The organism is Glycomyces sp. NPDC049804 (assembly GCF_040674615.1).
Classification (GTDB): Bacteria; Actinomycetota; Actinomycetes; order Mycobacteriales; family Micromonosporaceae; genus Glycomyces; species Glycomyces niveus.
Genome location: NZ_JBFAMQ010000005.1, coordinates 213,713 through 228,275, shown reverse-complemented (window position 1 = coordinate 228,275; position 14,563 = coordinate 213,713). Strand labels below are relative to the sequence as shown.

10 protein-coding genes are annotated in these 14,563 nt (G+C 72.4%); 3 read left to right on the top strand and 7 right to left on the bottom strand.

Annotation, left to right across the window (positions count from 1 at the left end):
• Nucleotides 1–156: 156 nt before the first annotated feature.
• From AB0K52_RS10125 to AB0K52_RS10115, 3 genes are all read right to left on the bottom strand, one after another.
• A complete protein-coding gene (locus AB0K52_RS10125) occupies nt 157–1,734 on the bottom strand; it encodes an ABC transporter ATP-binding protein (RefSeq protein ID WP_363528969.1) in 1,578 nt (525 codons plus the stop codon).
• 172 nt (nt 1,735–1,906) lie between these two features.
• The gene (locus tag AB0K52_RS10120; RefSeq protein WP_363528966.1) at nt 1,907–3,640 is read right to left on the bottom strand and encodes an ABC transporter permease subunit; all 1,734 of its coding nucleotides are present in this window, start codon (nt 3,638–3,640) and stop codon (nt 1,907–1,909) included.
• A 2-nt stretch (nt 3,641–3,642) separates the two neighbouring features.
• Nucleotides 3,643–5,124: an ABC transporter substrate-binding protein gene (locus AB0K52_RS10115; RefSeq protein WP_363528963.1), complete on the bottom strand. Its 1,482-nt coding sequence runs from the start codon at nt 5,122–5,124 to the stop codon at nt 3,643–3,645.
• 258 nt (nt 5,125–5,382) lie between these two features.
• On the opposite strand from AB0K52_RS10115, the gene AB0K52_RS10110 reads away from it, so the two are divergent.
• Nucleotides 5,383–7,347: a glycoside hydrolase family 15 protein gene (locus AB0K52_RS10110; RefSeq protein ID WP_363528960.1), complete on the top strand. Its 1,965-nt coding sequence runs from the start codon at nt 5,383–5,385 to the stop codon at nt 7,345–7,347.
• Between the two features lie 93 nt (nt 7,348–7,440).
• Nucleotides 7,441–7,734, top strand: a complete 294-nt coding sequence (locus AB0K52_RS10105; protein ID WP_363528957.1) for a hypothetical protein — start codon at nt 7,441–7,443, stop codon at nt 7,732–7,734.
• Between the two features lie 64 nt (nt 7,735–7,798).
• On the opposite strand, the gene AB0K52_RS10100 is transcribed toward AB0K52_RS10105, so the two are convergent.
• From AB0K52_RS10100 to AB0K52_RS10085, 4 genes are all read right to left on the bottom strand, one after another.
• On the bottom strand, nt 7,799–8,491 hold the full coding sequence (locus tag AB0K52_RS10100; protein ID WP_363528954.1) for a GntR family transcriptional regulator: 693 nt from the start codon (nt 8,489–8,491) through the stop codon (nt 7,799–7,801).
• Nucleotides 8,492–8,545: 54 nt separating this feature from the next.
• Entirely contained in the window at nt 8,546–9,547 is a 1,002-nt protein-coding gene (locus AB0K52_RS10095) for a proline racemase family protein (RefSeq protein ID WP_363528951.1), read from the bottom strand.
• 11 nt (nt 9,548–9,558) lie between these two features.
• A complete protein-coding gene (locus tag AB0K52_RS10090) occupies nt 9,559–10,455 on the bottom strand; it encodes a dihydrodipicolinate synthase family protein (protein ID WP_363528948.1) in 897 nt (298 codons plus the stop codon).
• A 246-nt stretch (nt 10,456–10,701) separates the two neighbouring features.
• Entirely contained in the window at nt 10,702–12,771 is a 2,070-nt protein-coding gene (locus tag AB0K52_RS10085; RefSeq protein WP_363528945.1) for an MDR family MFS transporter, read from the bottom strand.
• Between the two features lie 110 nt (nt 12,772–12,881).
• On the opposite strand from AB0K52_RS10085, the gene AB0K52_RS10080 reads away from it, so the two are divergent.
• A complete protein-coding gene (locus AB0K52_RS10080; protein ID WP_363528943.1) occupies nt 12,882–14,468 on the top strand; it encodes a cation:proton antiporter in 1,587 nt (528 codons plus the stop codon).
• Nucleotides 14,469–14,563 lie beyond the last annotated feature (95 nt).

The window sequence follows — 14,563 nt, the reverse complement described above, 5'->3', positions numbered from 1 at the left end:
CGAGGACCGGTGGGGCCCTGCGTGATCGCCGCATCGGCGTTCTTTGGTGCGCCGCCGCCTCAGACCGCTTCGGCAGTCGGCGCTTCGACTGCGCCGAGCTCGTCGCATACCTCCTGCGTCGGCCCGCACCGGACGATGCGGCCTTGCTCGGTCGCCTCAGGCCGCTTCTGCGGTCGGCGCTTCCACCGCGCCGAGCTCGTCGCATACCTCCTGCGTCGGCCCGCACCGGACGATGCGGCCTTGCTCGATGACGCCCGTGCGGTGCGCGAACCCGCGAACCGCCTCGAGGTCGTGGCAGATGAACAGGTAACTCAAGCCCAGCCGCTCCTGCAGGCCGATCAGCAGCTCGAAGATCCCGCGCCGCAGCGGCGCGTCGAGCGCCGACGTCGGCTCGTCCAGCACGAGCAGGCGCGGCTCGCTCGCCAGCGCCCGCGCGATGTTCACGCGCTGGCATTGCCCGCCCGAGAGCTCGTGCGGCCGCCGGTCGGCGAGTTCAGGGTCGAGTCCGGTGAGCGCGAACAGCTCCCGCACCTTGGTCGGGCCGGCCTCGGGGTCCCAGCGGTGCTGCACCCGCAGCGGTTCGGCCACCGCCTCGCCGGCGGTGAGGCGCGGGCTGAGCGAGCCGTACGGGTCCTGCAGCACCGGCTGGAACCGCGGGCGCAGCGCCCGCAGTTCGCGTTCGGCCATGGCGGTGAGGTCCCGGCCCTCGAAGCGGATCGTGCCGGCCGCGGGCTTGAGGAGCCGCAGCACGGCCGCGGCAATCGAGGACTTCCCTGAACCCGAGGGGCCGACGAGCGCCAAGGTCTCCCCGGCCGCGATGTCGAAGGAGACGCCGTCCACCGCGCGGGGGCCGGACCGGCCTCGCCGGTCAGCGCTCGCGCGCGTCCTCCCGCTTGAGCGGCGCCGCCCGACGCCGAGGCGATGGTGAAGCGGCACATGTGACATGTGATATTCCACGGCGAGGTCGCGGACCTCCAGCAGTGCAGGCGCATCGCGGAGTTCCGCGCGCGGCGCGACCGCCGGCCGCTCGGGGGCCGCTTCGGTGAGCAGCCGTCCGTCCTCGATGGCGAGCACGCGGTCGGCGTACTCGTCGACCACCGCCAGGTCGTGGGTGATGATCAGCATTCCGGCACCCGTTGCGGCGCAGCGGTCTCGCAACAGGTCGAGGATCTGCGTGCGGGTGCGCACGTCGAGCGCCGTGGTCGGTTCGTCGGCCACGATGAGCTTGGGCGAGGCGGCCGTGGCGAGGGCGATGACGGCCCGCTGGCGCATGCCGCCGGAGAACTGGTGCGGGAAGTCCCGGGCGCGGACGGCCGGGTCGGGGATGCCGACGATGTCGAGCGCGTCGACCGCGGCCCGCCGCGCGGCCTCGATGCCGACGCCGCGCACGGAGGCGATCGCCCCCGCGATCTGGTCGCCGACCCGGTGCACCGGGCTGAGCACGGCGAGGGCGTCTTGCGGGACGTAGGCGAGGGCGCGGCCCCGAAGTTCGCCGAGGACCGTCCGGTCCGCGCCGATGATCTCGGTCCCGTCGACCGACGCGCTTCCCGACGCCTGCGCGCCGCGCGGCAGGAGCCCGAGGATCGCCTTGGCGGTCAACGACTTCCCGGCGCCCGAGGCACCGACCAGCGCTACGGTCTCGCCGCGCGCAATGTCGAACGACACCCCGCGGACGGCCTCGTTCGGTCCGATCGCGACGCGAAGCTCGCGGACGTCGAGTATGGGATCGCTCACGGGGCCTTCACCTTTTCGAGTGACGCTTGAGGGCACTGGGTTGTCGTACTCGGCCGGCATCGTCGCATCGGGGGGTCCCAGTCTCGGCGAAGCTTGCGGACCGTGAGTGTGCTGGGTCGCCCGATTTGATAGCTGATGCCGGGAACCGCCGGGCGCTCAGGAACGCGGGGGTTCATGCGAAGGCCGCCTTCCGGCGCGGCGCCCTCGCCAGGTTGGCACTCGAGACCGTCAGTGCCGCAAGGCATGCGATCGCGATGGCCGGCGCGAGTGCGGCCGCCGGCGCCACCTCCACATAGGCCCGCGACTCGTCGAGCAGCAGCCCCCATTCGGGCGTTGGCGGCTGCGTGCCGAGCCCCAGGAAGCCCAGCGATGCGATTGCCAGCGCGGTCCCGGGCAGCCGCAGCACCGCGTGCCGTGCCAGCGGTCCGGCCACTTCCGGCAGCACATGTCGGACCGTGATCCAGGCCGGGCTCGCGCCGAGCGCCCGCTGCGCGGTCAGATACGAAGCGGCCCTGGCCTCCTGCGTCAACGCGGCGGCGTGCGCGGTGAGGTTCGGCCAGGACACGAGCGCCACCGCGACGGCCGCGCCCGCGGTCCCCGGGCCGAGCGCCGCCGCGACGAGCACGCCGGCGAGGACGGCCGGCACCGCGTTCGCGACGTCGGCGACGCCCGCCGACGCGCGCGGTGCGAACCCCAGCGCCAGTGAGAGCGCGAAGCCGAACGCGCAGACCGCGACCGCCGATCCGGCAGTGCGGGCCGCGCCGTGGCCGAGGCGGGCGAGCACGTCGCGTCCGAGCGCGTCGGTGCCCAGCGGGTGCGCCCATGAGGGGTGCAGCAGCTTCGCTGTGACATCCACAGTGAGCGGATCGCGGAGCAGGCCCCACACCACGACCAGGGCCAGGATCGCGGCGAGCGCGGCCGGCACCGCGTACTGCCGCGGTCCGGAGGCGCTCCGCGGCGGTGGCGGCGGGCTGAGTGCGGCGTCGCGGAGGCCCGAGCCGAGCATGGCGCGCCGGGCGAGGTGTCCGAGCGCTCCGGCGGTGAGGCCGAGGCACATGAGCGCGAGCACGCATCCTTGCAGCAGCGGCAGGTCCTGGGACTTGGCGGCGCCCAAGGCGGTCCGGCCGATGCCGGGGACCGCGAAGATCGTCTCGACCGCGACGGCGCCGCCGGTCACCGCGACCACGACCATCCCGAACTGCGGCATCACGGCGGGAAGGGCGCGGCGCAGGACGCCGAATGCGATCCGCCCTTCGGTGACGCCGGCCGAGCGCCACAGCGCGACCCATCGCTCGTCGAACGCGCCGGGCAGGGCGTCGCCGACGAGCCGCCCGAGGAGCGCCCCGGCCGGAATCCCCATGGAGACGGCCGGGAGCACGAGGTTGGCCGGACCGTGCCAACCCGAGGTCGGCAGCCAGCCGAGCCAGACGCCGACGACGATGAGCCCGACGGTGGCGATGAGGAAGTCGGGGCACGCCACCAGGGCCGCGCCGATCGCGCCGCCGGGTCGCCCTTCGCCGAGCGTGCCGCGCGCGCCGCGCCAGACGGTCGGCGCGCACAGGGCGGCCGCGAGGAGCAGGGCGACCGCGAGTGCGGATGCCATGAGCGTCAACGAGGTGCCGAGCCCGGACACGACGGCGGGGCCTACGGGGTAGCCCGATACCCAGGAGGTGCCGAGGTCGCCGCGGAGCAGGCCCGCGGCCCACCGGCCGAGGAGCGCGAGCGGTCCGGCGTCGAGGCCGAGGTCGGCGCGGATCGCGTCGAGCGCTTCGGGGGTCGCCTCCTGCTCGGCCGATTTGGCTCGGAGGACGGTGAGCGCGGGGTCGTTGCGGGAGAGCCACGGCAGCAGGCCGACGACGGCGAGCAGTGCCGCCAGCGCGCCCAGCCGGGCGATCGCGTGGCGCACCGTTACGCCACGCTGGTCTCGGGACCGACGAGTTCGCGTTCGCGCGGGTCCTTGATGGAGCCGGTCACGGTCGCGGCGTCGCCCTGGATGACGCGTTCGTGCAGGAGCGGGATCGCCGCGTCCGCGTTGAGGATCGCGGTCTCGGCCGCGAGGACGGCCGCGCGCCGCTCCTCGCCGGGCACGGTGGCGGACGCGGTCTCGAGGGCCGCGTCCACGCCGTCGTCGGCGAACTGGGAGAGGTTGAACGAGCCTTCCGAGGCGAAGTCGGAGAACATGTAGGCGACGGGGTCGCCGGAGTCGAGGACGGTGGCGCGCGAGAGCAGGAACGCGTCGAAGGCGCCGTCGAGCGCGTCGGCCTCGATGTTCGCGTACTCGCGGACGTCGAGCGACACGGTGAACCCGGCGTCCTGCAGCTGCTGCTGGAGGACCTGCGCGACCTCGGGCAGTTCGGCCCGGTCGGTGAAGGTGCCCAAGGTGATCGCCGTTCCGGCGGCGTTCGCGGCCGTGGCCGGTGCGGTGCGGCCGGCGCGTTCGGCGGCCCACGGGATCGCGGGGCCGAGGAGGCCTTCGGCGAGGTCGGCGCGGCCGTCGTAGACGCCGTCCACGATGGCGGCCGCGTCGATCGCTTCGCGGGCGGCGGCGCGCACGCCGGGGTCGGCGAAGGGCCCGGCGGAGCAGTTGAGGTAGAGCGTGCAGGTGCGGGGCATGGGGACTTCGGTGATCTGGTCGGCCTCGAGCAGGCCTGCCTGGGAGACGGGGATGGCTTCGACGATGTCGGCCTCGCCCGCGCGGAGTTTCCCGGCCCGGGCGGTGCCGTCGGGGACGAACGACGCGTCGATCCCGGCGGCCAGGACCTCGCCGCCCCACCACTCGTCGTTGCGGTCGAGGGAGGCCGAGACGGTGCCGTCGACGGCGGTGAGCACGAACGCGCCGGTGCCCGCGCCGACGGGGTCGACGATGCCGTCGCGGTAGGCCTTGGCGGCCAGGATCGCCAGCTGCGGCGAGGACATCCGGTGGGGGAGCAGCGGATCGGTGTCGGCCGTGGTGACGGTGACCGTGTGGCCCGAGGCGCTGACGGTGAGGTCGACGCCGTCGAGGATGCGCGGTTTCGGGGCGGCCTGGGCGGCGACGGTGAGCGAGTGGGCGACCGCTTCGGCGGTGAACGGGGTGCCGTCGTGGAAGGCGACGTCCTCGCGGAGCGTGAAGGTCCAGGTGTTGCCCTCCTGGACCCATACGGTGGCGAGCCAGGGGAGGGCGTTGCCGTCGGCGTCGAGGACGACGAGGGTCTCGGCGGTGGCCCAGCGGGAGAGCTTGAACGCGTCGTCGGTCAGAGGCGAGAGTCCCGAGCGGGGCGGCAGCATGTGGGCGACCCGGACGCGCCCGGACGCGCCCGCGCTTCCGGAGCCTTCGGAGAAGCAGGCGGCCAGGCCGAGGACCGGTGCGGCGGAGGCGGCCGCGAGGAGTGAACGGCGGGAGACAGGCAAGGGAGGACTCCATCGGGAGGTTCGGACGGTACGCTCCGGAACCATATACAAATGAAAACCGTATTCATTTCTAGCGGGTGGGGACTTGCCCCGGGTCACAACCCCGGAACCCGACTCGCCTTTCACTCTCGCCACTCGATCAGTGGCATGTCACATGTCGCATGGCACGCGTGATGCATCAGTGAACGGGTGAAACGCGCCCGCACCTGTCGGTGAGCGCCATAGAATGCCGCCAGCGCCGAAGGCGAGGAGCCGACCATGGACCACGGGGACACCGCCGAACCGGACGCGGCCGCCGACGGCAGCGACCGCCCCATCGAGGACTACGCGCTCCTGTCCGACCGCCGCTGCGCCGCCCTCGTCTCCTCCGAAGGCTCCATCGACTGGTTCTGCCGGCCCCGCTTCGACAGCCCCGCCGTCTACGCCCGCCTCCTCGATCCCGACGCCGGCCACTGGTCGATCCGGCCCACCGGTCCCTTCACGAGCGAACGCGGCTACGTCGGCGACACCTTCGTCCTGCGCACCGTCTTCACCACCGCCACCGGCACCGCCCACCTCATCGACACGTTCGCCCTCGGCCCCTCCTATGAAGCCGAGACCGGCGTCCGTCTCCGCCTCGCCTCCCGCGCCCCCCGCGCGACCCTCCGCGTCCTCGAATGCACCGCAGGCGAAGTCGAGATCGACTTCGACTTCAAACCCCGCCCCGAATTCGGCCTCGTCAAGCCGATCTTCACCACCGTCCCCGGCGGCATCCTCGCCACCGGCGGACCCGTCCGCTTCGTCCTCACCAGCCCCATCCCGCTCGAGACCGACGACAGCGCCCACGCCCGCGTCACCCTCCGCGCCGGCGACAAGCTCCGCTTCGTCACCCAGTCCGCCGGCCTCGCCGACGAACCGCCCTCGACCTGGACCGCCGAAGCGGTCGACGCCGAACTCGAGGAGACCATCCAGGGCTGGCAGCGCTGGAGCGACGCCCACCCCACCTGGGACGGCCCTCTGCCCCACCTCGTGCGCCGCTCCATCCTCGTCCTCGAGGCCCTCCGCTACCAGCCCACCGGCGCCCTCGTCGCCGCCCCCACCACCTCCCTTCCCGAAGCCGTCGGCGCGGGCCGCAACTGGGACTACCGCTTCTCGTGGATCCGCGACGCCAGCTTCACCGTCCAAGCGCTCGCGGCGGCCGGAAGCACCGAAGAGGCCGTCGCATTCTTCGAGTTCATCACCCGCGCCGCCGCCCACTACCACCCGCGGAGCCCGCTCCAGATCATGTTCGGCGTCGGCGGTGAGCACGACCTGTCCGAAAGGGAGCTCACCCACCTCACCGGCTGGCGCGGCTCACGCCCCGTGCGGGTCGGCAACGCCGCCTGGCTCCAGCCCCAGCTCGACGTCTACGGCGAACTCCTCGACGCCGCCTGGCAGCTGCGCCACCACCTCGGCCACCTCGACGCCACCGCCCGCCACTTCCTCACCGTCGTCGCCGACGCCGCCGCCGACCAGTGGGGACGGACCGACCAGGGCATCTGGGAGTCCCGCGGCGCACCCCGCCACTACACCTACTCCAAGCTCATGTGCTGGGTCGCCCTCGACCGCGCCGTCAAGAACGCCGAGCTCATCGAGGTCGAAGCGCACGAGGCCCTGCACTTCGGCCCGGACATCCTCGCCGCCAGGCAACTCACCCCCGAGGACTTCAACCCGGTCAAGCTCGCGCCCGGCTGGGCGGCGGCGCGCGACCGCATCCGCGAGGCCATCGAGACGTACGCGTGGAAGCCCGGCATCGGCGCCTTCGGCGCGGCCTTCGACGGCGACGACCTCGACGCGGCCGTCCTCCTCCTGCCCGCCGTCGGCTTCCTGCCCGGCGACGACCCCCGCGTCGTCTCCACCGTCGACGCCATCGCCGAACGCCTCCGCGCCGGCCGCGGCCTCGTGCGCCGCTACGAGACCGGCACCGACGGCCTCGACGGCGACGAAGGCGCATTCGTCATGTGCACGTTCTGGCTCGCCCAGGCCCTCGCCATCACCGGCCGGGTCGAGCGCGCCCGCGAAGTGTTCGAAGAGGCCGCGGCCTGCGCGAACGACCTCGGCCTCATGTCGGAGGAGGTCGACACCGCGACCGGCGCCATGCTCGGGAACTACCCGCAGGCCTTCAGCCACATCGGCCTCATCAACGCGGCCGCCGCCATCCGCGACGCCGAGCGCCTGTCAGGAAGCCGTCCCTCCAGATCGTGAAAAACCCTCAGGAGGGGCGTGTCGTGACGCTACGGTGGCGGTGAGCCGCCTTCGCGCCGGCTCGCCACGGGGAAGACTGAGGAGGGTGGCGACATGGCCGCGCACAAAGCACACACCGCGCACTCGCACACGCACGGCAAGGACTGCGGCCATGTCGCGGTGATGCACGGCGAACACACCGACTACGCCCACGACGGGCACCTGCACCGCATCCACGGCGACCACGTCGACGAATGCGAACCGGAGGGCCACCACGTCCACGAAGGGCACGCCCACGAGCACGGCAAGGACTGCGGGCACGTCGCGGTGATGCACGGCGACCACACCGACTACGTGCACGACGGCCACCGCCACGCCGCCCACGCCGGGCACTGGGACGACCACTGACCGGTCCGGCGCGCAAAGCGAAGCGGCCGCGGGCTTCCCGCCCGCGGCCGCGCTCCATATCCGGTCAGGAGGGCTGCGCCCAGGAACCCCTGACGTGGCTGAGGTGCAGCTCCATCACCTGCCGCACGTACTCCGGGTCGCGGGTGAGCAGGCCGTGCAGGATCTCCATGTGCTCACCGGCCGACTCCTCCAGCTCGCCCAGCTCCAAGAGCGCGGTCAGGCCGTACAGCCGCGAGCGCTGGCGGAGGTTGCGGACGGTGTCGACGAGGGTCATGTTGCCCGAGAGCGCCAGCATCTCCAGGTGGAAGCGCATGTCGGCCTCGACGTAGGCGATGAGGTCCTCCTCGGAGGCGGCGTCGATGATGGCCTGCGCGAGCGGGCGCAGCGCCTCGATGTCGGCGGGGTCGGCGGTGGTCGCGAGCGCGACGGTCGTGGGGATCTCGATGAGCTCGCGCAGCTTCGTGTACTCGTCGAGCTGCTCCTCGGAGACGACCTTGACCCGGAAGCCCTTGTTGGGCACCGGTTCGACCAGCTCCTCCTTGACGAGGTCGAGCATCGCCTCGCGCACGGGCGTCGCGGAGACCCCGAACTGCTCGGCGAGGGCCGGCACCGAGTAGACCTTGCCCGGGGCGAGCTCCCCGGTGATGACGGCGGCCCGCAGGGCCTCGCCGATGCGCTCCCGGTAGCTGGCGCGGCGCCCGCCCATCTCGGGCAGGGTCATCGCGACGGCGGGCGCGGCTCCGGCTCGAGCTGGCATGGGGACCTCCTCAGTGGTATGTCACACGTGGCGCGTCACAGTATGCGGGAGGGCTCAGAGGATGAAACCGCTGGGGAAGGGGTCGTCGGGGTCGAGGGTGTACTGCGCGGTACCGGTTATCCACGCCCGGCCGGTGACGGACGGGATGACAGCGGCCTCGCCGGCGACCTCGGTCTCGCCGACGAGGCGGCCGGTGAAGCGCGAGCCGATGAACGACTCGTTGACGAACTCCTGGCCCAGCGCCAGCTCGCCGCGGGCGTGGAGCTGCGCCATCCGCGCGGAGGTGCCGGTGCCGCAAGGGGACCGGTCGAACCAGCCGGGGTGGATCGCCATGGCGTGGCGCGAGTGCGCCGCGTCCGAGCCGGGCGCGGTCAGGTAGACGTGGTGCAGGCCCCGGATGGACGGCTCGAGCGGGTGCACCGGCTCGGACTCGGCGTTCACCGCCGCCATGATGTCGAGCCCGGCGGCGATGAGCTCGTTCTTGGCGGCCCGGTCGAAGGGCAGGCCGAGGTCGTCGAGGTCGACGAAGGCGTAGAAGTTCCCGCCGAATGCCAGGTCGTAGCGGATCTCGCGGCCGTCCTTGAGCGCCACGGTGCGGTCGAGCCCCACGGCGTAGGCCGGGACGTTCACGAGCGTGACGGCCTTCGCGGCCCCGTCCTCGACCTGCACGTCCACAGTGACCAGGCCCGCGGGCGTGTCGAGGCGGACCGTGGTGACCGGCTCGGTCACCGGCACCATGCCGGTCTCGACCAGCACGGTCGCCACTCCGATCGTGCCGTGCCCGCACATGGGCAGGCACCCGGAGACCTCGATGAACAGCACTCCCCAGTCGGCGTCCGGGCGGGACGGCGGCTGGAGGATCGCCCCGCTCATGGCGGCGTGCCCGCGCGGCTCGTTCATGAGGAACTCGCGGATGTGGTCGAGGTGGGCGACGAAATGGTCGCGCCGCTCCATCATCGTCGCCCCGGGGATCGGGGCGACGCCGCCGGTGACCACCCGCGTGGGCATCCCTTCGGTGTGCGACTCGACGGTCTGGAGCACGAGCCTGCTGCGCATGGGTCCCCTTCCTAGGCGAGCCCGGCCGCGAGGGCCTGCTCGGTGGCGGTGCGGATCTCGGCGGCCTGCTCGGGCAGGAGCGGCACGCGCGGCAGGCGGCACGGGCCGCCCTTGCGGCCGGCGATGTCCATCGAGAGCTTGATGGCCTGCACGAACTCCACCTTCGAATCCCAGCGCAGAAGCGGGTGGAGCTGGCGGTACAGCGGCAGCGCCGTCTCGAGGTCCTGTGCGACGGCCGCCCTGTACAGCGCCACAGTGGACTTCGGCAAGGCGTTGGGGTACCCCGAGACCCAGCCGACGGCGCCCGCGACGGCGAGCTCGAGCAGCACGTCGTCGGCGCCCACGAGCAGGTCGAGGCCGGGGGCGAGCTCGGCGATGCGGTAGGCGCGGCGCACGTCGCCGGAGAACTCCTTGACGGCCTGGATGAGGCCTTCGGCGTGGAGCTTCGCCAGCAGCTCGGGGGTGAGGTCGACCTTGGTGTCGATCGGGTTGTTGTAGGCCACGACCGGCACGCCGGCCTTCGCGACCGCTTCGTAGTGGGCGATCACGGAGCGTTCGTCGGCCCGGTAGGCGTTGGGCGGCAGGAGCATCACGGCGCCGCAGCCGGCGTCGCGCGCCTGCTCGGCCCAGCGGCGGGCCTCGGCCGCGCCGTAGGCGGCGACGCCGGGCATGACCCGCTCGCCGCCGATCGCGGCGACGGCGGTGGTGACGACCCCGGCGCGCTCGGCCTCGGTCAGGGTCTGGTACTCGCCGAGGGAGCCGTTGGGGGTGACGCCGTCGCAACCGTTCGCCACCAGCCAGGCGCAGTGCTCGTCGAAGGCCGCGAAGTCGACGGTGCCGTCGCCGTTGAACGGCAGGGCGGTGGCGACGAGGACGCCGCGCCAGGGGCGCGATTCGGGTGCCGACATGGGGCTTCCAATCTCGATGACGTGTGACATGGTACTGCCGCTGACGCCTGCGGCGACCCGCAAGCGGCCTCGGCGGCGGACCGCGGCGGTAGCGGACGCGCGCCGATCAGGATCAGTAATATGTCACATACTATAGTCGCGTCGAGGGGCCCGCGGGGCAACGGGTCGCGGACCGACGGCGAACCGTCACGCACATCGAGGTCCGATGCCTCGAACCCCGTTCACCCGACCCGCCCGCGGGCCTGCTCACCCGACCGGATCGGCCGGTCGAGCCTGGGCCACCGCTTCCCCGCGCCACTCCTGCGCCTCCTCGGCCGCGATCTCGCGGGCGATGCGGGTGACGGCCTTGTCGAAGACCTTGCGGTCCTCGGGGTCCTCGAGGTCCCAGTCGTCGAGATGCGCGTCGAGCCAGCGGCGCCACACCGCGATGAAGCGCTCGAGTTCGGCGCGGCCCAGCGGCGTCAGGTGCAGCCGTCCCTTGTCGACCGCGACGAGCCCGGCGCGGACCGCCTGCGTGAACACCGGCATCAGCACCTCCGGCGGGATCCGGTGCGCGGCCGCGATCTTGCGGACACTCGCGTCCTCCCCGGCCCGCTCCCACAGGTGCACCTGGCGCATCGCCCACGCGTCCGCCCGGTCGAGCAGGCTGTCGGTAGCCGCGTACACCTCCGTGTACACCGTCGCGCGCTCGCGCCGCATGACATCGGCGATCATCCGCGCCAGCCGCTCCTCCGACGGCGCCGGATCCGGCGCGCCGAACCCCTCGCCCATGTCGGCCGCGCGGCCGCGCGTCGCGTCGTGCAGCGGCCGCTCCACCAGGAACCACGCCACGACGAACCCCAGCGCCGCCACCGGCACCGTCCAGAAGAACACGAAATCGATCGAGTCCGCGTACGCCTCCACGATCGGGGCGATCAGCTCATCCGGCAGCGCGTGCAGCGCCGCCGGGCTCGCCGCCACCGCCGGGTCCACTCCCGACTCCGCGTACGCGGCGGCCAGCAGCGGCGTGCTGTGGTTGGTGAAGAGCGTCCCGAAGATCGCGGTCCCGAACGTCGAACCCACCGTGCGGAAGAACGTCACGCCCGAAGTCGCCGCTCCCATCTGCGCGTACGGCACGGTGTTCTGCACGGCGATCGTCAGCACCTGCATCGCCAGACCCAGCCCGATACCGAACACGAGCATGTACAGCGACTCCTGCCAGACGCCCGTGTCCGTGCCCATCGTCGACATGAGGTAGAGCCCGCCGCCCATCACGAACGTGCCGGCGATCGGGAACGCCTTGTACCGGCCCGTCTTGCTCACCAGCGAACCCGACAGGATCGAGGTGAACAGCATGCCCGCCACCATCGGCAGCGTCCGGTACCCCGACACCGTCGCCGAGGCCCCGTCCACGTACTGCAGATACGTCGGCAGGTACGTCATCGCGCCCAGCATCGCGAAACCCACGATGAAACTCAGGATCGAGGAGACCGTGAACACCGGATTCGCGAAGAGCCACATGGGAAGAATCGGCTCGGCCGCGCGCCGCTCCACGGCGATGAACAGGACGATCGCGACCGCCGAACCGGCGAACATGCCGAGGATCGTCGCCGAGTCCCACGCGTACTCGTCCCCGCCCCACTCCAGCGCCAGGATCAGCAGCGTCGTGCCCACCGCGACCAGGATCAGGCCCAGGTAGTCGATCACCGGCCTCACCGCCGACCGCACCCGCGGGATCGTCGCCGCCGCCATCGCGATCATGACCACCGCGATCGGCACGTTCACATAGAAGCACCACCGCCACGACAGGTGGTCGGTGAACAGCCCGCCCAGCGTCGGCCCCAGCACCGTCGTCACGCCGAACACCGCGCCCATCGCACCCTGGTACTTGCCCCGCTCCCGCAACGGGATCACATCCGCGATGAGCGCCATCGCCGTCACCATCAGGCCGCCTGCGCCCAGGCCCTGCACGGCCCGCGCCAGGATCAGGAAGACCATGTCACCGCTGAACCCCGCCAGCGCCGACCCGCCCACGAACACGGCCGCGCTGATCTGGAAGACCGCCTTGCGCCCGAACATGTCGCCGAACTTGCCGACGACCGCCGACGCGACCGCCTCCGCGAGCAGGTAGGACGTCACCACCCACGCCATGTGCCCGGCGCTGCCGAGGTCCGCCACGATCGTCGGCAGGGCCGTCGACACGATCGTCTGGTCCAGCGCCGCCATGAGCATGCCGAGCATGATCGTGACGAACACGAGGTTGCGGCGGGACTTGCCCAGCACGGGCGGCGCCGGATCGGCGGCTTCCGCCCGCTCGGCAGTGTCGACAGTGGCCATAAGCGGCACAATAGCCGCAAAACAACGCCGCCACGACCGACTGCGCCCGATCCTGAACGGGCGGGCGTAAGGTGTCCGGACATCGAGGGTTCCCCTGCGTCGGAGGTGGCATGGAGCTGGTCGCGATCCTCTTCGCACTCGCCGTCGGCGGACTCCTCCTGACGGCCGCGGCCGAATGGATGCGCGTCCCCGCCCCGGTCCTGATCTGCCTCTACGGACTCGCCCTCGGCCTCATCCCCGGCATCCCCGCCCTCGACCTCGACCCCGAGCACCTGCTGCCGGTCCTGCTGCCCCCGATCCTGTGGGCCGCCGCCCGCAAATCCTCCTGGCGGCACTTCGCCGCGAACTGGCGGCCCATCCTCTTCCTCGCCGTCCTCCTCGTCTTCGTCACCACCGCAGCCGTGGCGGCGCTCGCGGCCGCCATCAGCCCGGCCCTGCCCGTCGGCGCCGCCGTCGTCCTCGGCGCGATCTGCGCCCCGCCCGACGCCGCCGCCGTCACCGCCGTCGCCGACCGGCTCGGCCTGCCCCGCCGCCTCGTCACCATCCTCGAAGGCGAAGGCCTCTTCAACGACGTCACCGCCCTCACCCTCTACAACGTCGCCGTCCTCGGCGTCGTCACCGGCTCGGTCTCAGCGATGTGGACGGCCGGACTCTTCGTCTACTCAGCGGTCGCGGCCGCCGCGATCGGCCTCGGCGTCGGCTGGCTCCTGGTCAGGCTCGGATCGCTCGTCGACGACAGCCGCGTCCGCACCGCCCTCGGCCTCACCGCCCCCTACATCGCCTACCTCCTCGCCGACGTCTTCAAGGCCTCCGGCGTCCTCGCCGTCATCTGCGCCGCCTTCTACCTCGTCGCCCGCTCCAACGACCCCGACGACTTCGAAGGCCGGCTCGTCCAGGGCTCGGTCTGGGACGTCCTCGAGACCGGCCTCATCGCCCTCACCTTCGGCCTGGTCGGCATGGAACTGGTCGACATCATCGACGCGATCGGCCCCGGCGTCGCCGACCTGCTGTGGAAGGCCCTCGCCGTCGCCGGTGCGGTGATCGCCGTCCGCGCCCTCTGGCTCGGCATGGCGATCCTCTTGGGCCGCAGGGGCATCGGCTGGACCTCACTGGGCAACCAGCCGCGCCTCGCGGTCGTCACCGCCTGGGCAGGCATGCGCGGCGTCGTCACCGTCGTGACCGCGCTGGCGATCCCGCAGTTCACCGCGGACGGCTCGCCGTTCCCCGGGCGCGAGCAGATCCAGTTCCTGTCGGTGGCGGTCGTGCTCGCGACGCTCGTCGCGCAGGGCCTCACCCTGCCGGGACTGATCGCGTTCCTCGGGGTGCGCGCCGACGAGGACAAGGAGACGGCGTCGCTGCGGTTCCTCATGGGGGAGGCGGGCCGGGCGGCCACGGCGCGGTTGCGCGAGCTGCGGCTCGAGGGCGAAGTGGACGACGATGTCGCAGCGGCGATGGAGCGCCGCTTCGACCAGCGGTCCGAGCAGGTCACCGCCATGGTCGAGGACCGCGAGAACCCCGAGACCGAGCGGCTCGCCGAGCGCTTCGACACGTTCGAGCGCATCGAGGGCGAGATGCTGTCGGCCGCGACCGCGCGGGTGCTGCAGCTGCGGTCCTCGCCCGGGCAGGACCCGGTGCTCGTCGACCGCGTCCTCGCCGCCCTCGACCACCGGGCCGTGAGCCGCCGCCACGCCTCCTGACCGGTCGGTTCGCGTCCTCCCGCATGCCGGGAGTGCCATGTGGCATGTGATATGTCACGCGGCACCGGGTGTCCGGAGGGGAGTGTGTGAGCGAT

Bases quoted from the DNA above. Each gene is read 5' to 3' on its own strand.
- AB0K52_RS10110 (WP_363528960.1), top strand. From the start codon at position 5,383: ATGGACCACGGGGACACCGCCGAACCGGACGCGGCCGCCGACGGCAGC.
- AB0K52_RS10105 (WP_363528957.1), top strand. From the start codon at position 7,441: ATGGCCGCGCACAAAGCACACACCGCGCACTCGCACACGCACGGCAAG.
- AB0K52_RS10100 (WP_363528954.1), bottom strand. From the start codon at position 8,491: ATGCCAGCTCGAGCCGGAGCCGCGCCCGCCGTCGCGATGACCCTGCCC.
- AB0K52_RS10095 (WP_363528951.1), bottom strand. From the start codon at position 9,547: ATGCGCAGCAGGCTCGTGCTCCAGACCGTCGAGTCGCACACCGAAGGG.
- AB0K52_RS10090 (WP_363528948.1), bottom strand. From the start codon at position 10,455: ATGTCGGCACCCGAATCGCGCCCCTGGCGCGGCGTCCTCGTCGCCACC.
- AB0K52_RS10085 (WP_363528945.1), bottom strand. From the start codon at position 12,771: ATGGCCACTGTCGACACTGCCGAGCGGGCGGAAGCCGCCGATCCGGCG.
- AB0K52_RS10080 (WP_363528943.1), top strand. From the start codon at position 12,882: ATGGAGCTGGTCGCGATCCTCTTCGCACTCGCCGTCGGCGGACTCCTC.